The organism is Psychrobacter piscatorii (genome assembly GCF_043641605.1).
GTDB lineage: Bacteria > Pseudomonadota > Gammaproteobacteria > Pseudomonadales > Moraxellaceae > Psychrobacter > Psychrobacter piscatorii_C.
This window is the reverse complement of sequence record NZ_JBHZRK010000009.1, coordinates 113,387-137,035: the sequence shown is the minus strand read 5'-3', so window position 1 is coordinate 137,035 and position 23,649 is coordinate 113,387. Positions and strand designations below refer to the sequence as shown.

23 protein-coding genes are annotated in these 23,649 nt (G+C 43.8%); 7 read left to right on the top strand and 16 right to left on the bottom strand.

Annotated features, from left to right (window positions below):
• The first annotated feature begins 49 nt into the window (after positions 1-49).
• Positions 50-1,249 carry a succinyl-diaminopimelate desuccinylase gene (gene dapE, locus ACHUET_RS10035; protein ID WP_394212505.1) on the top strand — a complete coding sequence of 400 codons (1,200 nt, stop codon included), beginning with the start codon at positions 50-52 and terminating at the stop codon, positions 1,247-1,249.
• 83 nt (positions 1,250-1,332) lie between these two features.
• Here dapE and ACHUET_RS10030 read toward each other — a convergent pair whose 3' ends face one another.
• From ACHUET_RS10030 to ACHUET_RS10000, 7 genes are all read right to left on the bottom strand, one after another.
• Positions 1,333-1,545, bottom strand: a complete 213-nt coding sequence (locus tag ACHUET_RS10030) for a hypothetical protein (protein WP_201512503.1) — start codon at positions 1,543-1,545, stop codon at positions 1,333-1,335.
• A 330-nt stretch (positions 1,546-1,875) separates the two neighbouring features.
• Positions 1,876-2,379: a GyrI-like domain-containing protein gene (locus ACHUET_RS10025; protein WP_394212503.1), complete on the bottom strand. Its 504-nt coding sequence runs from the start codon at positions 2,377-2,379 to the stop codon at positions 1,876-1,878.
• 62 nt (positions 2,380-2,441) lie between these two features.
• The gene (gene iscX / locus ACHUET_RS10020; protein WP_011279849.1) at positions 2,442-2,651 is read right to left on the bottom strand and encodes a Fe-S cluster assembly protein IscX; all 210 of its coding nucleotides are present in this window, start codon (positions 2,649-2,651) and stop codon (positions 2,442-2,444) included.
• Positions 2,652-2,785: 134 nt separating this feature from the next.
• Complete coding sequence (locus tag ACHUET_RS10015) at positions 2,786-3,322, bottom strand: acyl-CoA thioesterase (RefSeq protein WP_394212501.1); 537 nt, start codon at positions 3,320-3,322, stop codon at positions 2,786-2,788.
• 174 nt (positions 3,323-3,496) lie between these two features.
• Positions 3,497-4,897, bottom strand: a complete 1,401-nt coding sequence (locus ACHUET_RS10010) for an NAD(P)(+) transhydrogenase (Re/Si-specific) subunit beta (protein WP_394212500.1) — start codon at positions 4,895-4,897, stop codon at positions 3,497-3,499.
• Positions 4,894-5,238, bottom strand: coding sequence for a proton-translocating transhydrogenase family protein (locus tag ACHUET_RS10005; RefSeq protein ID WP_198333355.1), 345 nt, complete (start codon positions 5,236-5,238; stop codon positions 4,894-4,896). Before ACHUET_RS10005 ends, ACHUET_RS10010 begins: the two co-directional genes overlap by 4 nt.
• 133 nt (positions 5,239-5,371) lie before the next feature.
• On the bottom strand, positions 5,372-6,526 hold the full coding sequence (locus ACHUET_RS10000) for a Re/Si-specific NAD(P)(+) transhydrogenase subunit alpha (protein ID WP_394212498.1): 1,155 nt from the start codon (positions 6,524-6,526) through the stop codon (positions 5,372-5,374).
• 477 nt (positions 6,527-7,003) lie between these two features.
• Between ACHUET_RS10000 and yaaA the strand changes: the two genes are divergently transcribed.
• Positions 7,004-7,816, top strand: a complete 813-nt coding sequence (yaaA, locus tag ACHUET_RS09995) for a peroxide stress protein YaaA (RefSeq protein ID WP_394212496.1) — start codon at positions 7,004-7,006, stop codon at positions 7,814-7,816.
• 169 nt (positions 7,817-7,985) lie between these two features.
• Here yaaA and ACHUET_RS09990 read toward each other — a convergent pair whose 3' ends face one another.
• Complete coding sequence (locus tag ACHUET_RS09990; RefSeq protein WP_394212495.1) at positions 7,986-9,164, bottom strand: aromatic amino acid transaminase; 1,179 nt, start codon at positions 9,162-9,164, stop codon at positions 7,986-7,988.
• 18 nt (positions 9,165-9,182) lie between these two features.
• Positions 9,183-10,100 (bottom strand): DMT family transporter, encoded by a 918-nt coding sequence (locus ACHUET_RS09985; protein ID WP_394212493.1) that lies wholly within the window; start codon positions 10,098-10,100, stop codon positions 9,183-9,185.
• 147 nt (positions 10,101-10,247) lie between these two features.
• On the opposite strand from ACHUET_RS09985, the gene ACHUET_RS09980 reads away from it, so the two are divergent.
• Positions 10,248-10,703 carry an Lrp/AsnC family transcriptional regulator gene (locus ACHUET_RS09980; RefSeq protein ID WP_394212491.1) on the top strand — a complete coding sequence of 152 codons (456 nt, stop codon included), beginning with the start codon at positions 10,248-10,250 and terminating at the stop codon, positions 10,701-10,703.
• A 287-nt stretch (positions 10,704-10,990) separates the two neighbouring features.
• On the opposite strand, the gene groL is transcribed toward ACHUET_RS09980, so the two are convergent.
• Together groL and groES are read right to left on the bottom strand one after the other, a co-directional pair.
• Positions 10,991-12,640: a chaperonin GroEL gene (gene groL, locus ACHUET_RS09975; RefSeq protein ID WP_087040787.1), complete on the bottom strand. Its 1,650-nt coding sequence runs from the start codon at positions 12,638-12,640 to the stop codon at positions 10,991-10,993.
• A 110-nt stretch (positions 12,641-12,750) separates the two neighbouring features.
• On the bottom strand, positions 12,751-13,041 hold the full coding sequence (groES, locus tag ACHUET_RS09970) for a co-chaperone GroES (protein ID WP_058024926.1): 291 nt from the start codon (positions 13,039-13,041) through the stop codon (positions 12,751-12,753).
• 452 nt (positions 13,042-13,493) lie between these two features.
• Between groES and ACHUET_RS09965 the strand changes: the two genes are divergently transcribed.
• Positions 13,494-14,264: a DUF3108 domain-containing protein gene (locus ACHUET_RS09965; RefSeq protein WP_394212489.1), complete on the top strand. Its 771-nt coding sequence runs from the start codon at positions 13,494-13,496 to the stop codon at positions 14,262-14,264.
• A 103-nt stretch (positions 14,265-14,367) separates the two neighbouring features.
• Here ACHUET_RS09965 and ACHUET_RS09960 read toward each other — a convergent pair whose 3' ends face one another.
• Together ACHUET_RS09960 and wrbA are read right to left on the bottom strand one after the other, a co-directional pair.
• The gene (locus tag ACHUET_RS09960) at positions 14,368-14,820 is read right to left on the bottom strand and encodes a hypothetical protein (protein ID WP_394212487.1); all 453 of its coding nucleotides are present in this window, start codon (positions 14,818-14,820) and stop codon (positions 14,368-14,370) included.
• Positions 14,821-14,947: 127 nt separating this feature from the next.
• Entirely contained in the window at positions 14,948-15,565 is a 618-nt protein-coding gene (gene wrbA / locus ACHUET_RS09955; RefSeq protein ID WP_394212485.1) for an NAD(P)H:quinone oxidoreductase, read from the bottom strand.
• Positions 15,566-15,848: 283 nt separating this feature from the next.
• Between wrbA and ACHUET_RS09950 the strand changes: the two genes are divergently transcribed.
• From ACHUET_RS09950 to ACHUET_RS09940, 3 genes are all read left to right on the top strand, one after another.
• A complete protein-coding gene (locus ACHUET_RS09950) occupies positions 15,849-17,414 on the top strand; it encodes a YihY/virulence factor BrkB family protein (RefSeq protein ID WP_394212483.1) in 1,566 nt (521 codons plus the stop codon).
• A gap of 114 nt (positions 17,415-17,528) precedes the next feature.
• Entirely contained in the window at positions 17,529-19,145 is a 1,617-nt protein-coding gene (locus ACHUET_RS09945) for a DUF2254 domain-containing protein (RefSeq protein WP_394212482.1), read from the top strand.
• A 137-nt stretch (positions 19,146-19,282) separates the two neighbouring features.
• On the top strand, positions 19,283-20,557 hold the full coding sequence (locus ACHUET_RS09940; protein WP_394212480.1) for a cation:proton antiporter: 1,275 nt from the start codon (positions 19,283-19,285) through the stop codon (positions 20,555-20,557).
• Positions 20,558-20,633: 76 nt separating this feature from the next.
• Here the strand turns inward: ACHUET_RS09940 and ACHUET_RS09935 are convergent, their stop codons facing one another.
• The 3 genes from ACHUET_RS09935 to ACHUET_RS09925 are packed head-to-tail and all read right to left on the bottom strand — an operon-like array spanning position 20,634 to position 23,518.
• Complete coding sequence (locus ACHUET_RS09935) at positions 20,634-21,119, bottom strand: DUF2127 domain-containing protein (protein WP_227675707.1); 486 nt, start codon at positions 21,117-21,119, stop codon at positions 20,634-20,636.
• Between the two features lie 55 nt (positions 21,120-21,174).
• Entirely contained in the window at positions 21,175-22,386 is a 1,212-nt protein-coding gene (locus ACHUET_RS09930) for a dihydroorotase (RefSeq protein ID WP_394212478.1), read from the bottom strand.
• Between the two features lie 58 nt (positions 22,387-22,444).
• The gene (locus ACHUET_RS09925; RefSeq protein ID WP_394212476.1) at positions 22,445-23,518 is read right to left on the bottom strand and encodes an aspartate carbamoyltransferase catalytic subunit; all 1,074 of its coding nucleotides are present in this window, start codon (positions 23,516-23,518) and stop codon (positions 22,445-22,447) included.
• Positions 23,519-23,649 lie beyond the last annotated feature (131 nt).

Below are 23,649 nucleotides of genomic sequence, written 5' to 3'. Positions count from 1 at the left end.
AGCTATCTTTTATAGCAAAAAACATTAACTCAACTTACCTAGGACTGTCATGAGTTCAGAAAACAATAGTAAAACCCACCAGCAAGCAACCTTAGACTTAAGTATTGCGCTACTCGAACGCCCATCTGTCACACCAGACGATGATGGTTGCCAAGACATATTGTCAGAGCGTTTAGAGCAAGCAGGCTTTAACTGCGAGTTTATGTACTATGGTGATAGGCAAGCAAAGGGTGAACATGCTGAAGTTAAAAACTTGTGGGCACGCCGTGGCACGACGGATCCCGTAATTTGCTTTGCCGGTCATACAGATGTGGTACCAACGGGTGATGAAAAAAACTGGACCTATCCTCCTTTTACGCCAACCATTGCTGATGGATATCTATGGGCGCGCGGTGCGGCAGACATGAAAACAGGCATTGCGGCTTTTACCATTGCGGCTGAGCGTTTCGTTGCCAATCATCCTGAGCATAATGGCTCTATTGCTTTTTTGATCACATCAGATGAAGAAGGACCGTCGATCAACGGCACGGTCAAAGTGATTGAAACTTTAGAGGCTCGTCAAGAAAAGATCACTTATTGTCTCGTTGGCGAGCCGTCGAGTACTGATACGTTAGGCGATATCATCAAAAACGGTCGTCGTGGCTCGCTAGGCGCAGAGCTTACCGTCACAGGTAAGCAAGGTCACGTCGCCTATCCACATTTGGCTTGTAATCCGATTCACGCGGCGATGTCTGCCCTTACTGAACTGACCTCAACTGCATGGGACAATGGCAATGACTACTTCCCAGCCACGTCATTGCAAATATCAAATATCAACGGTGGCACAGGCGCAACCAATGTCATCCCTGAAACGCTAAACGTTGTCTTCAACTTCCGCTTTTCAACGGAAACTACTGAAGATGAGCTAAAGGCAAAAACCCATGCTATCTTTGACAAATATTTTAACGAAAGCAAGGCCAGTTACGACATTAACTGGAAGCTATCTGGTCAGCCATTCTTAACCCCTGAAGGAAAACTGGTCTCCGCCTGCCAAAATGCGATCAAAAAAGTTACCAATGTTGATACGACATTATCTACTTCTGGCGGTACATCTGATGGACGTTTCATCGCGCCAACAGGGGCACAAGTCGTCGAGCTTGGCGTACGTAATGCGACGATTCATCAAGTAGATGAAAAAGTAGAAGTCGACGATTTGGGTAAACTGGCGCAGATTTATGAAGGGATATTGGAAAATTTATTGCTAGATTAATTTTAATTTCTAGTAGCAAAAAGCGCCGTCTATTATAGATGGCGCTTTTTTTATGAGCATTTATTTTTAGTATAGTGGTTTGTTTAAAGGTCAATACCTTTTTCTGGCGAAATATTCTCAAGTTTCTGCTGAATGTTTATTAGCTCTGCTTGAAAAGCATCGACTTTGTCATTCATGTCTTCCTCGTCCTTCTTTAGCACACCTTCTGTTCTAAAATCTTCTACATCTACCACTCGTCCACGCAAGGCATTTTTGATTATTCCTAACTCGTAAACTGAAATATTATCATCGTCCATTTTTGCTATCCATCTTTAGCGTCTTTGAGAGTTTTCTCATATAGACATAGTATTCAATATACGGTAAAGCAGACGATGGTTGGTAAATTTTCGTAATGTAATTATTTGAAAGACAAGGGATTTTTTAGAGAAATATAAGTTCATTTCTTATAAAACAAACCTGCTCATCGTTTAACGCTACATCAAGAAAAGAAAAATAGCGGAGAAAATACTGAAATCCAATCGCTCAGCCAATGTTTCAAAAGTGATTGAGCGATTTATATAGCACACTAACTAATGCGTTAGCACAGACAGAAGTTTATAACACTTACTTTTTACGGTCTAATCCGTTTACTCAATCCCAATATAAACATCCACTTGACCGTACTCTAGATTGCCACCGATATAATGCTCAAAGTCTACATTAAATGTTCGGGTATGCTCACAGTCTGCTGTATTAAAATACTCCCAAGCACTCTCCCAAGCATTCATGACAGTATTTGGCATATGGCCTTCTTCAGAAAATACCAAGTACTTTCCTGCAGGAATAGTGACTTCTACCACATTACTAGTGCTGGCGGTACTTTCACTGTCTGATTGAGCGTTTTGCTCGGTAGCCGTTTTCCAACTAGCGACAACATCAAACGCGCCTGCTAAATCATCACTTTCATAGTTATGATAGATACCATAGATATCTTCGCCTTCAGAAAGCTGACCTGCGTGATTTTGATAAAACTTTTGCCATAATCTACCAAGCTTGGCAGTATCATGGCTAATCTCAGCGTTATTAGTGGTACGAATACTGATACCGCGACACGCTATCGCTTCTGATAATTCTTTAATTTTTGATGTCATGATGCGGCCTTTTTAATTTATTGAATTTTTATGGATGACACTGCTCAACGTTATAGAGTCGATTAGTCGGCTTCATCGATCCAGTTCATTTGAATGGCTTCTAAGATGCCTTCGTTTGAGCGTTGTGGATCATCATCAAAGCCTTCAAGCTCCGTCACCCAGCGATGCAAATCGGTAAAGCGTATGTACTGCGGATCAGTCTCTGGAAATTTTTCATAAAGCTCAATTGCGATATCTAAACTGTCTGTCCATTTTAATTTTTGTGGCGTCATAACGGTACCTTTTTTTAGTCGTTTTAGAAATAGTAGTGTCGCCTTAGTATTGGCGATTTGATGGACACTATCCTACCAAAATTCAGCAAATGATTATAGCCAAGTTATTATCGGGTGCTATTTTTCAATATTTTTTATGCTGACTTGGCCGACTTAACAGCGATTTGGTGCTCATTCCACGTGTTAATCACATCTGTCAACTGCTCGCCTTTCATATCCAATACCTCTGGCGTGCGCATACCTTTATCATCGGTAAAAACAAACTTGGTCATACCAACGCCCATCAGCTGATTTTTGACAAAAAATCGATGCTCAAAATATACGTATTTGTGATCCCAGCCTGCAACCGCACTGCTAAGTGTCATTTTATCCAAAAACTTGATTTGTTTGAGATAAACCATCTCTTGCATGGCGATGACCCAGTTTAAAGGCTTGATACCTTTTTCATGACAGCGTGCCATGACCCAGCGTGTCACGTTTAGCTCAATAAATGACAGATAACGATAATTGGGCAAGTGATCGCGAAACCCCATATCATGCGGTAATACCCGATAGTGACGGACAGTCGGTGCGGTCAATGCCTCTAGACTAATCGTTCCGCTCGCTGATTGATGCTTGAGCTGTTGTTTGAGCAAACTGACCATAATAAAAAAACGCAATAACATATTCATAAATATTTCTCTTGTTTCATTGTATTTATAGTTAATGATTATAGTGGGCAATGATATTGGCTTGTCACCCTTTCGTAAATGCCGCTCACTTTAACGCAAAAAAGCCACCTCAGTGACTTTCTTTGTTTAAAAACTTATCGGTAAAAGCGTATAGTCAAAAACATCGTTTAATTATCAATGACCGCCGCCATTGATACTACGTACCATCTCTTCAACCATTTTCTTGGCATCACCAAAGATCATCATGGTTTTGTCCATGTAGAACAAGCTATTATCCAGACCCGCATAACCGGTGCTCATCGAACGCTTGATGACCATAACAGTTTGGGCTTTGTTGACTTCTAAGATAGGCATACCAAAAATTGGAGAAGTCGGATCGTCTTTTGCAGATGGGTTCACAACATCGTTTGCACCGATAACCAAGACCACATCGGTACTGGCGAAGTCTGAATTGATCTCATCCATCTCAAGAATATCATCATAAGGCACGTCAGCTTCTGCCAATAGTACGTTCATGTGACCTGGCATACGACCAGCAACTGGGTGTATGGCAAAACGAACATTAACGCCTTCTTCTTTTAGCAGCTCATATAGCTCTTTTACTGCATTCTGTGCGCGGCCCTGTGCCATGCCATAACCCGGTACGATGACCACATTACTCGCATTTGACATAAGGAACCCTGCATCTTCTGCTGAGCCTGCTTTGTAGTTCTTGGGTGCACCATCATCGCCGCCTGCTGCCACAGCTGACGTACCCATACCGCCAAACAATACATTGAGTAATGAGCGGTTCATGGCTTTACACATGATGTAAGACAAAATCGCACCTGATGAACCAACGAGCGAACCTGCGATAATCAGCATTGAGTTGCCAAGGGTAAAACCAATCCCTGCGGCTGCCCAACCAGAGAACGAGTTCAATAGAGACACGACCACTGGCATATCACCGCCACCGATTGGCGCAATCCACATCCAACCAAAGATAACCGCAATCACTGCCATCGCATAAAATGCTGGTAATGAATCCGTGACGAAATATACACCACCAAAACCAATCATCGCAATGAATAACAATGCCTGAACAGGTTTTACCCAGCCGCCAACCAGCGTTTTCGCCCAGCTTTTTGCCGCCAGTTTACCAAAGGCAAAAACTGAAGCTGAGAAGGTAATCGCACCGATAAAGCAACCGATAAATAGCTCAACACGGGCAACCGCGCCATGTTCTTGCTCAGTGTGCAGTACCGTTGCAAGGGCAATCGCAACCGCTGCCAAACCGACAAATGAATGCATCAAAGCAACGGTTTCTGGCATCTGCGTCATCGCGACTGTTTTCGCTTTCCACATACCAACGAGGGCACCTAAGATCATCGCGCCAATAATGAGCCAAAGGACAGGCCCTTCTGCTAAAAAGAAGGTTGTCACAACGGCAATTGCCATCGCTGCCATACCAAAACGGTTACCGCGAATAGCCGTCTTTGGACTCGATAAACCACGTAAGGTCAAGACAAAAAGGATCGCGCCAACCAGATAGAACCAATCAGCATTCGCTGCAATCATTGTTGATAAATCATTCATGCGTCGCCTCCATTATCAGTCGTGGTCTCAAGAGCAGGGGCTTTTTTCACTTTCGGTTTGAACATCGCAAGCATGCGCTCAGTCACCGCAAAACCACCGAAGATATTAATACTGGCTAAAAATACGGCAAAGGCACCAAGCAAACTGGTTGGTGTAAACATTGAGCCATCAATCGTGACGGTCTGTAGCATCGCACCGACAATGACAATACTCGATAAGGCATTGGTTACTGCCATCAATGGTGTATGTAATGCAGGCGTAACACCCCAAACCACGTAGTATCCGACAAAAATAGCGAGTACAAATACCGTAAAAATCGCTACAAATGGTGTGCTACTCATGGCTGCACCCGCTGGCGCTGCCGCTAAAATGGTGGCGATCATCTCATCCTCCTAAAAATTTATTCATTACTGGCAAATGTTTTATTATTAACAAACATATAGTGACAAAACATATGGTGATAGGCAGGCGAACCTAGCGTTTGGCTAGTCGTACCTGACCGTCATGTGTCACTGCCAGTGCGCCCTGAATTTCGTCTTCCATGTCTAAGTTAAGCGAAAGGTCGTTTGCTGCTGCATCGTCGCCAGCAGGAGCGATCAAAGTCGTGATAAAGTTAACCAAGTTATTGGCATATAGATCTGACGACTGCGCCGCAAGCATTGATGGGATATTGGCAGCACCAACGATACGTACACCGTTCTCTGTAGTAATGGTGTCATTCGGCACACTGCCTTCGACGTTACCACCGGTACCAGCTGCCATATCGATCAGGACAGAACCTGCTTTCATTTTGGCAAGGGTTGCTGCGTGCACTAGACGTGGAGCATTACGACCAGGAATCTGCGCCGTCGTGATGACAATGTCAGCATTGCTGAGTGCCTTGTCAACCACAGCAGCTTGGTCCTTGATATATTGCTCTGATGGGGTCCACGCATAGCCGCCCGTTGCTTTTGCCTTTTGCGCTTCGTCTTCACTCATTGGTACATCAAGCCACTTGCCGCCAAGTGATTCGACCTGCTCTTTTGCCGCAGGACGCAAATCACTCGCTTCTACGACTGCGCCTAAACGTTTTGCGGTGGCGATCGCCTGTAGACCTGCCACGCCTACGCCCAAAATAACCACTTTGGCTGGCTTGACCGTACCCGCAGATGTCATAAACATAGGAAAAGGACGAGAGTATTCGTTAGCTGCTAGCAATACCGCTTTATAACCGGCAAGGTTGGCCTGCGATGACAATACGTCCATGTTTTGTGCGCGTGATAATGTGCGCGGTAATAACTCCATTGCAAAAGCCGTCGCACCTTTGGCCGCATAAGTGTCAAGCTGAGTGTTGCGATACGGATCGAGCATGCCAACGACAACCTGATCTGATGACAAATGAGCGGTAGCCTCAGATGGTAAGTCATTGACGGTAGTAATAATTCGAGACTGGGTAATCACCTCGGTGCTACTGTTGGCAATATCGGCACCAGCAGCTTGATACAATTCATCAGCATAATACGCTGCTTGACCTGCACCTGACTGAATGACGACTTCAAACCCAAGCTTGCGCAATTTTTTGACTGCGTCTGGGGTTAGTGCGACACGGCTTTCACTCGCGGTATCTGCACTGATTACACCGATTTTCATATCGTCTCCTTACTTATATAGAATGACTTACCCTTAATACCCTCAACGCATTTTCAAAAGCATAGGGGACAAAAATCCTTAACCATGACTTATCCAATATCATAAATAAAGACTATCAATTTAATAAATGATGTGTTGTTTACCATCATGCCTTTTTATTATAGAGACATAATCTGCCAACTTTCATTGTCTAATGATGACCAACAAGTAAGATAAAAAGTTAGGTATTGATACCATCTGCATAACTTTTGTTGTTATATTAAAGTCTTTTATTTTTTCAAAAAACCTCTACCCCTTATATAACAAGGTCTCGCTTTAATAACAGCCAACTCTATGCATGTTTACGTATTGCCATCCCCTCTTAAAAAAACATAAAACACTCAAGGTCAAGTCAAGTTAAACCCGCAGCTGTCGTATAATAAGAATGCTTGACACCTGAATAGGTCGGTCATTGACTCACGATAATAAGGACTCACCATGTATTTTTTACTCTCTCCTGCCAAATCTTTGAATGAAACAGACGCGGTACCAGTCAATTTGGGCAACTACTATAGTCAGCCTGAACTGATCGCGCACTCACAGTCACTGATGAAAGTATTGAAGTCCAAAGAACCTGTTGATCTGCAAGAGCTGATGAGCATCTCTGATGATCTTGCGCAACTCAATGCCACACGCAATCAACAATGGCGTTGGAGCGAAGATAAGCCGTTTACTGACGACGAGTCTGGTAATGCAGCAAAGCCAGCGGGCTATTTGTTCGACGGTGATGTTTATACCGGTCTTGATATGTATAACATGGATAAAGAAACGTCCATCTACGTCAATGAACATCTGGGTATTTTGTCAGGTCTTTATGGGGTATTAAAACCATTGGACTTGATTCAGCCTTACCGTTTAGAGATGGGTACGAAGCTAAAAAACGAGCGCGGTGATAATCTTTATGAATTTTGGGGAGAAGAAATAACTGACGTTATCAATGCTCGTATGGCAGATAGTGAGGACAAGGTCTTGATCAATCTGGCGTCAAACGAGTACTTTAAAGCGGTGAAAAAGAAAGCATTGAAGGCGGATATCATCACGCCACGGTTCGAAGACGAAAAAAATGGTCAATATAAAGTCATTAGCTTTTATGCCAAAAAGGCACGCGGACTGATGGTGAAATATGCAGCTGACAATAAGCTGAGTAATGCGGAGCAGTTAAAAGATTTTGATTTGGCGGGTTATTATTACTGTATCGAGGCGTCTGATGATAAGACGTGGGTGTTTAGAAGAGATGCGGCGGATCAGTAACTTGATATACTTGATATAAAAATTATATTTACTACAGTCGCTAGACGCGTGGCACTCAGGGCTTCTAGCGACTGTATTACATCTTCTTTAATTTAGCGGATCACAACAGTCCTTCTTGCTGCTGCGATTGATGACTAAAACCATTGCCTTGAGCGATAAAGATGATTCTCTAACGTGAAATAATCGACATGATAGCGTCAGCCAGTTGAGGGATTTCCGTCATTTTCAAACCTGCAATATTGATTCTGCCATTTGACATGCCGTAAATCGCGAACTCATCTTGCAATATCAGCATTTGGTCTTCTGTTAGCGGTAATAGAGAAAACATACCTTTTTGATGCGAAATATCCGAAAACTCTGCAGGTGCACCCCTATCTTTTAAGGCTGCGCCTAACGCTTGGCGAATAGTATCTACCCTATCACGGTAGCTTGCCAGCTCGACTAGCCAAGCATCTGGGCTGTCTAGCAAATAAGAAGCAACTGCAGCACCGTGATTGGGCGGCATAGAGTAGTTGGCGCGTGTAATGGTTTCTAAAAGTGTCTGTATATCTGCGTGACGCTCATGGTTCGTCGTTACCACCGTGGCAATACCAGTACGCTCATTATATAGACCCATATTTTTTGAACAGCTGGCGGCGATAAATGCAAAGTCAGCGTCTTCGATGATTAAACGAAGTCCTGCAGCATCAGTATCAGGATCACCTCCAAAACCTTGATACGCCATATCAATAAACGGGACAATATTTTTCTGTTTACATTTATCAGAAAATAGTTGCCACTGCTCTAAAGAAGGGTCTATACCGGTAGGATTGTGGCAGCATGCATGTAATAACAGTACGTCTCCTTCTTTTGCTTTTTCTAACGCAGCAAAACACGCATCAATATCTAACTGGCCATTTTTATTTTGCCAAGGATACGTATTAACCGCTAACCTAGCCCCTTCCATCAATGGACGATGATTGATATAGCCAGGATTACTGATCCAAATGGTTGAATCTGGAGAGAGCGTGGCTATAAAGTCAGCAATGAGTCGTAATGCCCCTGATGCCCCAACCGTCTGAATCGTGCATTGGTTGTTTAGACTTGGACTGTCACCCAGTACAAATTTTGCCATTTGCTGATTAAAATTAGCGTTACCCGATAACATGCCGTAAGCCTTTGAATGAGCTTCATGAGCAAGATGTATTTCTGCGTCTTGCACGGTTTTCATTACAGGCGTATTGCCATGCTCATCTCGATAGACACCAACCAATAGATCTATTTTATTTTTACGCTGGTCAGCGCGAAACCTACCTAACAACGCCCACAGCGGATCACCATTGATGATAGGCATATTGTTTAACATCATGATACTTCCTTAATGAATTTATTTCGCTCGATTGGACAAGATGACACCAATGGTACTGAGTACGATGCCGCATATCATAATGACTGATAGAGACTCATTGAGTATCAGCGCAGCGAGTATGGCAGTTAATCCTGGGGATAAGGAGCCAAGTAATAACGTACGAATGGAGCCCAATTGTTTGACCGCATAAGAAAATGCAAGGGTTGATACCACCCCAACCCCTAGTCCTTGCACTAAGATAAAAGGAAGCGCGTCATCAAAAGACACAGATCCTATATTCGTCTCCAAAAAACCAGACAGAACCATCACTAATGTTAGAAAAAACGAGCTATAAGAGAGCACGATAGCGATAGCTATTGGACTTAACTTGGTGCTTTTTAACCCTAAGGTATAACCCGCCCAAATTAGGCTTGCCATCAACAGTAACCCTACGCCGTACAAAAGACTATTAGGTATTGACTGCGCATGCCCGCCAATCATAGTCGCGATACCAAAGAGAATAAGCATTAATGCGGCAAATTTTCTTAATGATATTCGCTGACGATAAAAAATAAAAGACAATAATGCGGCAAAGAAGACTGGTGTCCCTGTCAAAATAGTACCCATGTAAGCGGCCGGCACTGTACTTGCACCAAAAGCCGCCAACAAAAGAAAAGGCACACCGCCAAATAAAATAAACATGATATCTGGCAGTCTTATATTTTTGATTTCATCCCAACTAGAGAGTACCCAAGGGGTCAACAAAACCAGCGGTACACTAAAGCGAATGAGCATGACATCTGCAATGCTGAGCGACGACGCCCCCACCGCTCGCACAGTCAACGCAAATCCTGACCAAATCAATAATACGACGCTCATAGCCACATAGCCTTTGGTTAGTGGCGACATTATAAACAAAGGATTTTTGCGCGATAAGGGATGAAATATCGTATTCATAGTCGTGTCTTATACTGGTATACAAAGACCAATTATCGATTAAAATACGCGCTTTTATCTCTATTTATTCATTGCAATTTTGCAAAAATTTGGTGGATAATGCCAATTAAATCAAAATTACTGGCTTAAAAAGCCAAAAGGTAAATTATGGACAAAATCGACCGTCATATCTTGGAAGTGCTCCAAAAAGAAGCGCGCTTATCTACGGCTGAACTGGCCGAACGCATAGGCCTATCGCCTTCTCCTTGCGCAAGGCGCCTAAAACGTTTGGAGGACGAGGGTTATATAGAGAACTATCAAGCGAACATAAACAAAGCCAAAGCGGGTATTGCCATGAGTTTCTTTGTGGAGGTCAGTCTCAACAACCACCAAGAAGAATCTATTGCAACCTTCGAACGCGCTCTGTCCGATATGGACGAGGTGATTAATGGGCATGTGGTGTCGGGTTCTTATGATTATTTATTAGAAGTGGTAAGCCCCAATCTCGATGGTTATGAGCGGTTCACCCGTAAGCTGCACAAGCTTGCTAGCGTAAAGGACATACATACTCATTTATCGGTGAGAAAGGTAATTAAGAAAACGACTTTACCTATTTTTGTGTGAGACTTTTAATACTAATGAGCAATCTCGAGCACGGCCTTCAATTACGTCAAGTCTATTAAGATTGGTATAAATACCTAGTTAATTTGAATGATTACATTACTTTATTATCGAGCATAAAAAAGCCCTGCTATCTTTCGATAGCAGAGCCTTTAGTAGTCAAATAGACTTTATGAGATTGATTTTACTTTTTGCGAAAAGTGATTTATCAAGGAAGACGAGCGAAAATAGTACCTATCGTACATTGAGCACGTCTGACAAAGACAAACCGCTTTACAGCGACAGTAAAATTACATCATGCCGCCCATTCCACCCATACCGCCCATTCCACCGGCACCGCCCATGCCAGCCATACCGTCATCTTTCTCTGGTAGGTCAGTAATCATGGCTTCAGTGGTTAGCATTAGACCAGCAACAGAGGCAGCGTTCTCTAGTGCTGAACGAGATACTTTTGCTGGGTCAAGGATACCCATCTCAAGCATATCGCCGTATTCACCAGAGGCAGCATTGTAACCGTAGTTACCAGTACCGTTTTTCACTTCGTTAACCACTACTGATGCTTCTTCGCCAGCGTTGGTAACGATTTGACGTAATGGTGCTTCCATCGCGCGACGTAGAATATTGATACCTGCATCTTGGTCGTCGTTGTCGCCTTTTAGCTCAGACAATGCATTCATGGCACGAACTAACGCAACGCCGCCGCCAGGTACAACGCCTTCTTCAACCGCGGCACGAGTGGCATGTAGCGCATCGTCAACACGGTCTTTCTTCTCTTTCATTTCAGTTTCAGTCGCTGCGCCGACTTTGATCACTGCGACGCCGCCTGCTAGTTTCGCAACACGCTCTTGTAGCTTTTCTTTATCGTAATCAGAAGTAGATTCTGCGATCTGACGGTTGATAGACTCAACGCGGTTTTCGATGTCAGCTTTGTTACCAGCACCATCAACGATAACGGTGTTTTCTTTACCGACAGTGACTTTCTTAGCCGTACCCAATTGCTCTAGAGTGGCAGTCTCTAGGCTTAGACCAATCTCTTCAGAGATGACAGTACCGCCAGTTAGCGTTGCGATGTCTTCTAGCATGGCTTTACGACGATCGCCAAAACCTGGTGCTTTAACCGCACAAGTTTTTAGGCCGCCACGCATGTTATTTACAACTAGAGTTGCCAATGCTTCGTTTTCTACATCTTCAGCGATGATAAGCAATGGCTTGCTTTGCTGCATGACCTGCTCAAGTAATGGCACGATCTCACGGATATTGCTGATTTTTTTGTCAACCAATAGGATGTATGGGTTTTCAAATTCAGCAGTCAGGCTGTCTTGCTTGTTAGCAAAGTACGGGCTGATATAACCACGGTCAAACTGCATACCTTCGACAACTTCTAGGGTATCTTCAAAGCTTGAGCCTTCTTCAACGGTGATAACGCCTTGCTTACCAACTTTTTGCATCGCTTGCGAGATCAATTCACCGATTTTGGTGTCTGAGTTTGCAGAGATAGAACCTACTTGTGCGATGGCTTTTTCATCATCAGCTGGCGTTGATAGGTTATGGATTTCTTGCACAGCTGCGCGAACGGCTTTGTCGATACCGCGCTTAAGATCCATTGGGTTCATGCCAGCGGCCACTGACTTCATGCCTTCTTGCAAGATTGACTGAGCCAATACAGTTGCAGTCGTTGTACCATCACCAGCCACATCATTGGTACGGCTAGCCACTTCGCGAACGAGCTGAGCACCCATGTTTTCGAATTTGTTTTCAAGTTCGATTTCTTTGGCAACTGATACACCATCTTTAGTGATGGTTGGCGCGCCAAAAGATTTATCGATAACCACGTTGCGGCCTTTAGGGCCTAGGGTGACACGTACTGCGTTTGCTAGAACGTTTACGCCGTCCATCATTTGTTTACGGGCATCTATGCCGAATTTTACGTCTTTTGCCATGGTAAATTACTCCATTATTATAAGTATGAGAATACAATTGAATGATTCGTTCGTATTGTGGGGAGTATTTTTAGCTAAAAAATGGTCAGCTAAAAAACTCTATTAGGCTATTAGCCTTCTAACACGCCCAATACGTCAGACTCTTTCATAATCAATAGTTCTTCACCGTCAACCTTCACAGTTTGACCAGCATATTGACCGAACAAAACTTTGTCGCCAGCTTTTACATCTAACGCACGAGTTTCGCCGTTGTCACGAACTTGGCCATTACCAACTGCGATCACTTCACCTTGTGAAGGTTTCTCTTGAGCAGAACCCGGCAATAAGATACCACCAGCAGTTTTTGTCTCTTCTTCTATGCGGCGGACGACGATACGGTCATGTAAAGGACGAATGTTCATCGATATGACTCCAAAAATTAGTTGTTTGAATAAAGGGTTTATTTGAATTAATAGTCTCAATACCAGTATCTATAAGAGTCGCCAGTCAATCATAGCAATCTAAAGATACGCTTTGAGCTTGTAACAAAAAGTGGGGGCAAGATAGGTTGGCTTCAAGTGTAAAGCCCAAAAATTTACAAGATTATTCTGACGGCTCTTGATGACACTTGATAGAAGTGAGGCCTAATAGGTACCATACATTTTATTTACTCTTTATTGCTGGCTTTACAGCACGTTACCCTCGATGGTCGTATAAGATGTCATAGCAACATTCGCTACAATCGTCACACGTGCCAGTCGGTTGTCACTCTTGAAAATGTAACAGAGTATGACCATTATAAACGTTGTGAACATAATAAGAATGACGATAGATGCTGCTACATCAGCATTTTATTAAATACTAAGAGGTATCTATGAGTTTGACATCAATGAACAAAAAATCACTGCACAACGAGTCTAATAATACGAAACGCAGTCCATCTAAATTTTTATCCGCCTTAGTTACAGGTGTTAGTATTTCCACCATTGGAGCCTTGAGTATGACCGCACCCACACTTGCCAGCGCAAAGACTGTTCAGCCATCAACAGCCAATTATAGTTTTACCGTTGAAGACAAATACAAAGGAACCGCGACTCGTACGTTAAACAAGTCCGGCAATACGTGGAAATACAACGTTAAGGCTCGCGTCGCTGGGGTAGCTAGTGCCTCGCAAAACAGTACTTTTACCCTCAATGGTAATAATGTCGTTCCAACCCAAGCCAGCACTACTTATAAGCTATTAGGCTTGGGTCGTACACACAAGCTCGACTTTAATCCAAATAGCAAAAAGGTGACCAGTAACTATAAAGGTAAGACCACGACGCTGAGTATGCCGCAGCAAGCTTTTGATGATTTGAGCCTTGAAGTCCAAATTCGCCAAGATCTGTTAAACGGTAAGTTCACTGGCAATTACTACATGGCGAAAAAAGACAAAATCGAAAAGACCCCATTCAAGAAATCTGGCAGCACCAAAATCACCGTTCCAGCGGGTACATTTGATACAGTGCGTGTCGACCGCGTCCATGATGACGACAGCCGTTCTACCAGTTTTTGGTTGGCACCAAGCTTAGACTATATGCCAGTTAAAGTTAGCCAAATTAATGATGGTAAGAAGATGGATTTAGAATTGACCAAGGTCAACTAATCCTAGTAGGCAAAAGAATTGTTTTATCGTATTAAAAAAGCGGCGTTCCAAATAGGACGCCGCTTTTTTATGTCTTAAGATTAATAACTATTATTACAGCCTACTAACGAGAACGCGGTTTCTTAACGACATTATTCATCGAAGGCAGGCGTTTCAGCAAAATAAATAACCAAACATTAATGGCAAGTAGCAGCACAAAGTCGGTCAAGTATACGGCGATCTCAGCCCAACTACTGCCGTATATGCGAGTAAATAGCACCACCCCACTCGCGCCCAAATATACGAGCGTAAACATGCTACTGATTAATAATGCATAAGGGGAGCGCCCACGTAGTATCCATGGTGTCAAGATAAAGGCAGGCACTAGCCACAATGCTTGCCAAGCAATACCACCAACGATATCAGGGCTACTTGGATTAAAAATACTGATAAAAATAGGCAGTCCAATTAGTCTATAAACCAGCCAAATCAACCAAGTGACCATCAAGCGCTGCGCAATAGGTGCGATAGGCTTGGTAACTTTAGGAGACTTACTGTTAGAGTGGTTTGTGGCCATTAGAGATTTTTACTTCCTAAATGAATAGCATGGGTATCTAGCTATTAGCGATTAATTATCAGTATTTGAGTACAAAAAGTATTTAAGTATCAAGTTTGAGCTATGACACCGATTACATGAGAATCGATTAGCGACCCCAGTTTGCTTGTGCTAAAGCAGTAGCGGTGATTGCCAACCGGCGACCCTGTGCGATACCTAGATCACGCTCGTCTGCTGATACTGGCTGATCATGGGCGGCCCCGCTAACATGACTGGCACCATAAGGCGTACCGCCACGATGAGTGCGATTCAGTGCAGGTTCAGCATAAGGCACACCCACTATAACCATACCGTGATGCATCAATGGTAACATCATCGTCAGTAGTGTGGTCTCTTGTCCACCATGCATAGAGCCTGTCGCTGTAAATACGGACGCTGGCTTATTTTGTAAGTTCCCTGCTAGCCACAGAGTGACGGTATTGTCCCAAAAATACTTCATGGGCGCGGCCATATTGCCAAAGTGCGTCGGGCTACCCAGTGCCAGACCGCTACAGTCTTTTAGATCATCCATCGTACAATACAAGTCACCTTCATCCGGTATCGCAGGCTTGCTCGATGTCGTCTCAGGAGCCACCGTCGGGACAGTACGAATACGTGCGGTCATGCCAGCATCTTCGATCCCTTGAGCGATAGCATATGCCAATGTCTTAGTCGTACCGTAATTAGAATAATAGAGCACCAATACATAAGGGGCGGTCTGACTCATTAGCAAAGCTTCCTTATAAAATCGTTAATGTTATCTTTTATGGCAGACGCTGTAGTCTCGTACTGCCGAAATATAACCTATAACTGCATTGTAAAATATGTGCACATTATGCCCGAGTCATTGACTGACATGCAAATAACCGCGGTATATAACATGGCTTATATTATATCGAGTTTCACTCGATGCTGCTGTGCGCTGTGCATTTTGACACAATTAAACCGCAGATGTGAGCAGCGCATGTTTGTTACACTATTGTCACTCTTACTTTTGCTAACTGGTCGACATGGAAAAATTCTCACAAAAACTCCCATTTCTACAACAACGCTGGTTTCAATTCTTGCGATTTTTGGTTCGACATTTTTTTGAAGACAACTGTCAGCAAAAAGCAGCATCGTTAACCTACACGACTATGCTCTCAATTGTGCCTGTACTAACGGTCTTATTGATGATCTTATCTTCGGTACCAGCACTCGCCTCTGTAAGAGCACAGATATACGAGGTAATTTATAGCAACTTGTTACCCCAATCCAGTCTACAAGTAAGTGAGTATATCAATGACTTCGCCGAAAAATCTTCCAATCTAACCATTATCGGTGCCATCATTTTATTTTTGACGACCATCATGACACTGACAACCATTGAGCGCGCCTTCAACCAAATCTGGCGGGTAGAGAATCGTTCAGGTGGCCTCAAAAGCATGATGCGCTATTGGACGATTGTAACTTTGGGGCCATTGGTCTTAGGTACGGCTTTTATTGCCTCAAGTACGGTTCAAAGTTTGAGTTTTTTGAATCGACAAATCGCAGGTTACGGGATCGATTGGGGGTTTTGGGTACAAGCCGTATCGATTGGTATCACTGTCGCAGGTTTTATTGGCATGTATTGGTTCATTCCTAAGGCACGTGTACCGCTAAAAAATGCAGCGATTGCTGGTGTGTTTGTCGCGATAGTCTTTGAGCTGATGAAGCATCTGTTTGGTACCGTCATGGCCAACTTTACCAGCTATGAGGCAATCTATGGGGCTTTTGCCGCACTTCCTATATTTTTGCTGTGGATTTTCTTGTCATGGAACCTTATCTTACTGGGCGTTGAGATCAGCTATACTTTAACGATTTTTGAAACCGAAGAGGTCTATCCTCGCCATCCATTACTTAGCTTGTTGGACATGCTGAATTTGGTATATACCCATCATTTAAAAGGTGAGGCCGTCAGCGAACAAGCGCTGCGTAATGTGCTGGGACGAAAAGAGCTACCCAAATGGTATACCTATATCAATTATCTACAAGACAGCAACCTCATCACCATGACAGAAGACGATGACTATGTACTCAAAAAAGATCTGAGTAAGATGACATTATGGGATTTTTATCGCACCTTGCCTTATCCATTGCCTATTAAGGATGAACTTGATGAGATGAAGCTAGAAGACCAAAAACCTTGGCTCAGCTTACTGGTAGATCGTTTCGAGCACACAGAAGCCTATGCTAAGCAGCAGCTACATCTGCCATTGAGTGCTATATTCGCCAATAGTGAGCCGCGCAAAAAATCAGCCTCTAATAAAAATAACAATGGTGGCAAGTTGTTTAGAAAAACGACGGCGGCGAGCCACTCACTGACAAGTGATAGCCTAGATAGCAGCAGCGCTTATAGAGACAATGTGGATATCGAAGCATCACCCCACTTCGACCCTATCGCCTATGATAAAGACAGCAACATTGATTGCGATGATCATCACAATGAGGCGATCATCCCTATAGGTTCTGGTGAGCCATCGGCTGGGACAGAGGCTGGCAGACGCGACTATAAAAGTGCCATTATTACTGAAGCTGATAATCCTAAAGCCGGTTAATGACAGGTTAGCCAAAACATATTACTTTAAAAATTTATCGTTTGATGCTCTGAGCAAGATTATCAAACGATAGCAATGAGCTATTTTACGACTATTTTTGGATACTTTGAGTATATGTCAGTATATAAAGATGACGAAACGAGCTTATGGATCCGTACTATTAGTACAGGTCAGAGCAAGCTCAAACAGTTTACTCAGTTGTGGTCACTGCAAACGTTGACTGACCTGCCTGATCGCCTAAGAGCTTTGTGGCAGCAGCTTATTGGGTCTTACTGGTTTATCCCAACGGCTTGTGTGATTGCGGGGATTTTGCTGGCGCCTTTATTGGTGACTGTCGATCAGCATTTCGATCGTGAAACGGTCCGAGAAATTTCTTTTGCGTTTACAGGCGATGATGATGCTGCACGCGCTATCATGACCGCTATTGCTGGTGCGGTGTTGGGCGTGGCTGGCACGACGTTTTCGATTACGATTGCCGTGCTGTCAATGGCATCATCACAATTTGGTCCAAGATTGTTACGTAATTTTTTGACAGACACTCCGAACCAGTTTGTACTTGGTGCCTTTATCGGCACCTTTAGCTATAGCCTGCTTGTTTTAAAATCCATTCATAAGTATGACGTGTCTTATGGCGTACCGCAGTTAGCCGTAACCTTTGCCATAATTATGGCAATTATCTGTGCGCTATTGCTGGTGTATTTTGTACAACATATGGTACATGCCATTCAAGCGTCTCACGTCATCCAAAATGCCAGCAACGATGCGATTAATAATATTTATTATTGGTACAGCGATCGATGCGACATCCAGCATCAACGTGATGCTGAACATCATGATGTCGAGCAGTTTCATAACTGGCCCGCCATGCCTATTTATTCACCAAGCTCAGGCTATTTACAGCAAATTTACTTTGAGTCATTGATTGCCCTGTCACAAGACTACGGCGGTGTGGTACAGATGCATGTCAATCTTGGTCAATACATTACTGACAAAAATGTCATTGGATATTTTTACCAACGTCCAGCAGATCATCCAAACAATCAGCAAAAAACAGCGACACCGAATCTGGCCATGATACCGCGGTCACCTGATGGGATGTTTTGGCAGCGCTTTACCGGCTGCGTGCGAATAGAACAACGTCTGGCACATTCTGATGACATTGCCTATAGCTTAGGGCAAATGACTGAAATCGCAGTACGAGCATTATCTCCTGGTATCAATGACCCAAAGACAGCCGTCAACTGCGTACAGTCTTTGACAAGTTGCTTAAGTATTATGATGCGACGCCAGCCCCCAAGTCCCTATCATTTTTATATACCAAAATCAGATGATAGCTCTGAAGATGAGGTCAAACAAAAACGATTGGCCATACTAGCCTTGGTCACTCACACCCCAAAAATATCGGATTTTATCAACGTATCACTTGGTGAAATACGCCGCTATGCAGCCGCTGATTTGATGGTGCTAAAAGCATTGTGCGAAGCAATGGTCAATCTAAACTATGCAAGGGTGAATAGCGCACAGCAACAAACGCTACTGCATGAGTTACATCTGATCAAGCGAGCTGGAGAAGAAAACTTAAACTATCAAGAACTGATAGACGACCTTGTCGCTATGTGTGAGCAAGCCAAGCAGTTTATTCTTGATGAGGACGCACAGCATCAACATTTTAATTATGTCAGTGTATTTGCTGTCAATATCCGTGAAGCACTACAGTCACAGTCGAGTTAGTGATATGACAATTGGATCGTATAGCGTCTTGGTAAACACGGTCCTTATCATTTCAATATTTATAGCTGAAAATCTTTACGTAACTCTCATAAGTCATAGGCTTAGGGTTAATTTTATATTCATACGAGATCTGCTTTATGGCATCTGCAACCAGCCTCACCATACTTGAAATCAGCGCCATATTTTTATCGATTACTGCCTCACTGACCTATGTCAATCATCGCTTTATCGGGTTACCAACCACGATTGGCGTGATGGTTATTTCCATATTATTGTCTATCGGTGCGATATTTTTAGGATTTTTAGGGTTTGATCAGCTGATTGATTATGAAGTCAGTCTATTAGAGCAGCTTGATTTTACTGAGGTGCTATTAGATGGCATGCTCTCGATGTTGCTATTTGCAGGGGCGCTGCATGTCAATATTGGTGATCTGAGGCGCTATAAATTGCCTATCGGTATCCTAGCCGGACTTGGTACTATCGTATCAGCCATGCTCATTGCCACCGCGATTTATTTTATGCTGCCCTTATTCGGTTTTGAACTGCCATTTCTTTGGTGCCTACTGTTTGGTGCTTTGATTTCCCCTACTGATCCCATTGCCGTCATGGGGATTCTTGCATCAGCAGGCGCGCCAAAAAGCATCGAAACCGTTATCGCTGGTGAGTCATTATTTAATGACGGTATCGGTGTCGTGATTTTTGTTCTACTACTGGGGATTTTATCTAGTGGCGATATTCCAACCATTAACTATGTGGCGCATACATTGGCGGTCGAAGCTGGCGGCGGTGTCATCTTTGGATTGGTACTTGGGGCGATTTTGTACTATTTGCTAAAGAGCATCGACAGTTATCAAGAAGAAGTGCTCTTGACGTTAGCAGGCGTCATCGGCGGCTATGCGCTTGCCAGCCATTGGCATTTGTCAGGGCCACTCGCTATGGTCATGATGGGATTGATGGTTGGTAACCGCGGGCGGGCGCTTGCGATGAGTGATCAGACGCGTCATTATATTGACCTGTTTTGGGAACTGATTGATGAAATCTTAAATGCTATTTTATTCGTCCTTATCGGTCTAGAAGTAGTGATGATTGCTTATTCAGCAAACTTATTTATTGCAGGTGGTCTAACCATTGTTATTGCTCTAGTAGCTCGTTTTATTGTTGTTGGGATGACGACCAAAACGTTTCATCGCCAGCTTGATTTGCCCACTGGTGCATGGAAAGTACTGACGTGGGGTGGATTGCGCGGCGGTATCTCAGTCGCTTTAGTATTACAGCTACCCATCGGTACCGAGCGCGATATTTTATTGGCACTCACTTATGCGGTAGTGATATTTTCTATCTTGGTACAAGGTCTAAGTGTTGGCAGAGTCGCCAAGAGCATTCGTAAGGATAAAGAAATAGCAGAGGCATAAGCCAAAAACACAGCATGTATAAAAAAGCCAGCCTAAGACATGATGCTTATGCTGGCTTTTTTGAGCGTTTTAATAACTATATCAAACCCTTTCTTTTCATATTACGATAAACCACGATAATAATAATAATATTAAAGATTAATATTCCCAGTTTGAACCAATCAAATGGACTGGTTATCAGATAGTAAACTTCTATAGGAATAAAGACGCCATAGCCCAGCACACCAAACCAATACGCCCACGTCTTGTCGCGCCATAATCCATAGGCTTCTAAGAAACGCAAACTGGCATAAGCAAATATCAACAATAAAAACACTGGCCAGTTTTTACTTGCCTGTTGGGCAATACTTACCGCACTGTCGATTTGCGGCGCAAGCAGGTGGCCAAAGGTATGGCGCCAAGAGCCAGTCGCGGTCGTTAGCCAATGCTCAAGATCGGTATGCCACGACCACAATGCACCTGCGCCTAATAATGCCCCCACACCTTTGACGACTTCATAAATAGCTACCGCTTTGATAGACTCGCTGGCCGTACTGCGTGGTTTTTCTAAATGGTCAGTCATTTCACCCCCTTTATCCTTCGAGGATAGCGGCAGACTATCATCCTGTCGGGGCAAATTAGCCAAAGAACGTCTCCACAACACGTCCTTGCAGCTGCTGATTAAAAAATGGCGTATTTTTACCATTCGATAGCATAGATTGCGCAGTCACTTGCCACTCAAGATTGGGGTCAACCAATACCGCGCCGCCGATCGCTTCATATTGCTCGTTAATACCCGCAATCTTTGCCGGATTAAGACAGATTTTATCAACCAGCTCTGAGAGTGTTAGCACCTCATCATTGACCAGCTGACAGGCCAGCGCCATAAAAGTATCAAAATTCGAGATACCTGGCGTACTCTCAGCAAATGGCGCTTTTTTCGCCGTACTGTTCAGTGGCTCATGATGACTACAGATGGCATCGATAGTGCCATCTTTTAAGCCACGGCGGATGGCTTGCTGGTCAGTATTACTACGTAGTGGTGGCAATACATACGCCTGAGCATTAAAGCCTTCAAGATTATCATCAGTTAGGTAAAGCTGATGCATCGCAACGTCGCAAGTCACCGGCAAGCCTTTATCTTTTGCCCAGCGCATGAGCTCGATAGAGGACTTACATGATAACTGGCTAAAATGAGCGGCTATTCCCGTCTCTTCAACCATCAACAGCTGCGTAGACAGTGCAACAGTCTCAGCAATCCAAGGAATCCCTTGCAAGCCATGATAGGACGCAATATAGCCCTCATGCGCCACGCCATCTCCAGACAGACTTGGCTCATCAGGATAAAAGAACACTTTCATACCAAAAGTCGCCGCGTATTCTAATGTACGTAGCAGCACTAAGTCATTGCGAAAAGGTCTACGCGCATTAGAGACTGCGATACAGCCGCCCTTCTTAAGCCCTGCAATATTAGAGGGTCGTTCGCCCTCTAACCCTGTGGTCAATGCACCTAAAATATGCAAGTAAATACCGCCATCACTCAAGGCACGCTCACGCAAGCCCTTTAAAAGTGAGCCATTTTCTAAAATAGGATTGGTGTCAGGTGGCGTCACCACATGCAAGAACCCATTACCACGGGCAGCGCTGCCCTCTGACTCTAGCGTACCGTGTTGCTGTTGGCCCGGCTCACGTAAGCGCGCGCATAGATCTACTAATGGTGGTAGCAACCACATCTCACGGCCAGAATCGAGTGTAGACAGTTTTTCTGTTGCAGTTTGCGGCAATGCATCTTTAAATGCTTTTGGTAAATGGTCAAAGATGGGTGCATCCGTATTAAGCATGGTAGACATAACGTTATTACCGTATCAATAAAATGAAATAAATGAGAATAAGTCGCGCGGTAGACGGTTACTTGTTAGCCGCTTGATGAGCACGTTGACCTTCCATCGCAAGCGACAAGACCGCCATGCGAATGGCAATACCGTTATTTACCTGCTTTAAGATCACCGATTGCGCGCCATCAGCCACGCTAGAGGCAATCTCAACACCGCGGTTCATCGGTCCTGGATGCATAACTAGCGCATCAGGCTTGGCAAGCGCTACTCGCTCTGGCGTGATCCCATAATGCTTATAGTATTCACTTGATGATGCCAATAGCGGCGAACCGATACGCTCATTTTGTATTCTTAATCCCATGATGACATCACAATCCGTGACGCACTCATCCATATTTTCATATACTTTTACGCCAAAACGCTCGATACCTTTTGGCAGTAGAGTACGCGGCGCACAAACACGGATATCTGTCACACCTAGCGTTTGCAGTGCGCTAATATCAGAGCGTGCCACGCGTGAGTGTTTAATATCACCAACGATTGCAATAGACAGCTCTTCAAATGGGCGCGGTGCCTCACGATGAATGGTCAACATATCGAGCATTCCTTGAGTAGGATGCGCATGCCAGCCATCACCGCCGTTAATGATAGCAATATCAGGGGTCACTTCTGTCGCCATAAAATGCGCGGCACCTGATGCCGAATGTCGTACCACAAAAATATCTGCGGTCATTGCCTGTAGATTCCACAACGTATCGCGTAGACTCTCGCCTTTTTTGGTACTAGAGCGTTCGATATCGATGTTGAGTACATTGGCACCCAAGCGTTTTTCTGCAACCTCGAATGTCGTCCGGGTACGGGTCGATGGTTCAAAGAACAAATTCATTACCGTATAGCCGTCTAACTCAGGACGGTTGATGAGCTGTCCATTTTCGTCAAAGAAAGTCTCTGCTTTTGCGATAATAGCTTTGAGCTGTGCTTTATTAAGACCTTCAACACCCAAGAAATGCCTGATACTGCCATCGGTGTTGAGCTGCGGACGACTCAGTGAGGTGTTGAGCCTTTGATGAATTGTATTGGGATCAAATTTTGCATAATCAGTCGGTGAGACTGGTTGTGTAGCGCTACTATCGAGAGAATTTGACATAATGGCGAGTCTTTATTGTGGGTTTATATGAGTCTGTCGTAATCGCTTATTCATCTTTGTTCGATCATTTAGCACTGATAGGCACAGAGACAAGGACATTTTGACGCTTATTTGCTACAATTTACCGTAAT

Excerpts from the sequence above, each read along its gene's own strand:
- ACHUET_RS10025 (WP_394212503.1), bottom strand. The coding sequence starts at position 2,379 with ATGACATCAAAAATTAAAGAATTATCAGAAGCGATAGCGTGTCGCGGT.
- ACHUET_RS09980 (WP_394212491.1), top strand. The coding sequence starts at position 10,248 with ATGGACAAAATCGACCGTCATATCTTGGAAGTGCTCCAAAAAGAAGCG.
- groES (WP_058024926.1), bottom strand. The coding sequence starts at position 13,041 with ATGAACATTCGTCCTTTACATGACCGTATCGTCGTCCGCCGCATAGAA.
- ACHUET_RS09925 (WP_394212476.1), bottom strand. The coding sequence starts at position 23,518 with ATGTCAAATTCTCTCGATAGTAGCGCTACACAACCAGTCTCACCGACT.
- ACHUET_RS10015 (WP_394212501.1), bottom strand. The coding sequence starts at position 3,322 with ATGAATATGTTATTGCGTTTTTTTATTATGGTCAGTTTGCTCAAACAA.
- ACHUET_RS09985 (WP_394212493.1), bottom strand. The coding sequence starts at position 10,100 with ATGAATACGATATTTCATCCCTTATCGCGCAAAAATCCTTTGTTTATA.
- ACHUET_RS09945 (WP_394212482.1), top strand. The coding sequence starts at position 17,529 with ATGTCAGTATATAAAGATGACGAAACGAGCTTATGGATCCGTACTATT.
- dapE (WP_394212505.1), top strand. The coding sequence starts at position 50 with ATGAGTTCAGAAAACAATAGTAAAACCCACCAGCAAGCAACCTTAGAC.
- wrbA (WP_394212485.1), bottom strand. The coding sequence starts at position 15,565 with ATGAGTCAGACCGCCCCTTATGTATTGGTGCTCTATTATTCTAATTAC.
- ACHUET_RS09935 (WP_227675707.1), bottom strand. The coding sequence starts at position 21,119 with ATGACTGACCATTTAGAAAAACCACGCAGTACGGCCAGCGAGTCTATC.
- ACHUET_RS10030 (WP_201512503.1), bottom strand. The coding sequence starts at position 1,545 with ATGGACGATGATAATATTTCAGTTTACGAGTTAGGAATAATCAAAAAT.
- ACHUET_RS10005 (WP_198333355.1), bottom strand. The coding sequence starts at position 5,238 with ATGAGTAGCACACCATTTGTAGCGATTTTTACGGTATTTGTACTCGCT.
- ACHUET_RS09990 (WP_394212495.1), bottom strand. The coding sequence starts at position 9,164 with ATGATGTTAAACAATATGCCTATCATCAATGGTGATCCGCTGTGGGCG.
- ACHUET_RS09930 (WP_394212478.1), bottom strand. The coding sequence starts at position 22,386 with ATGTCTACCATGCTTAATACGGATGCACCCATCTTTGACCATTTACCA.
- ACHUET_RS09940 (WP_394212480.1), top strand. The coding sequence starts at position 19,283 with ATGGCATCTGCAACCAGCCTCACCATACTTGAAATCAGCGCCATATTT.
- ACHUET_RS10010 (WP_394212500.1), bottom strand. The coding sequence starts at position 4,897 with ATGAATGATTTATCAACAATGATTGCAGCGAATGCTGATTGGTTCTAT.
- ACHUET_RS09965 (WP_394212489.1), top strand. The coding sequence starts at position 13,494 with ATGAGTTTGACATCAATGAACAAAAAATCACTGCACAACGAGTCTAAT.
- iscX (WP_011279849.1), bottom strand. The coding sequence starts at position 2,651 with ATGACGCCACAAAAATTAAAATGGACAGACAGTTTAGATATCGCAATT.
- ACHUET_RS09950 (WP_394212483.1), top strand. The coding sequence starts at position 15,849 with ATGGAAAAATTCTCACAAAAACTCCCATTTCTACAACAACGCTGGTTT.
- ACHUET_RS10000 (WP_394212498.1), bottom strand. The coding sequence starts at position 6,526 with ATGAAAATCGGTGTAATCAGTGCAGATACCGCGAGTGAAAGCCGTGTC.
- groL (WP_087040787.1), bottom strand. The coding sequence starts at position 12,640 with ATGGCAAAAGACGTAAAATTCGGCATAGATGCCCGTAAACAAATGATG.
- ACHUET_RS09960 (WP_394212487.1), bottom strand. The coding sequence starts at position 14,820 with ATGGCCACAAACCACTCTAACAGTAAGTCTCCTAAAGTTACCAAGCCT.
- yaaA (WP_394212496.1), top strand. The coding sequence starts at position 7,004 with ATGTATTTTTTACTCTCTCCTGCCAAATCTTTGAATGAAACAGACGCG.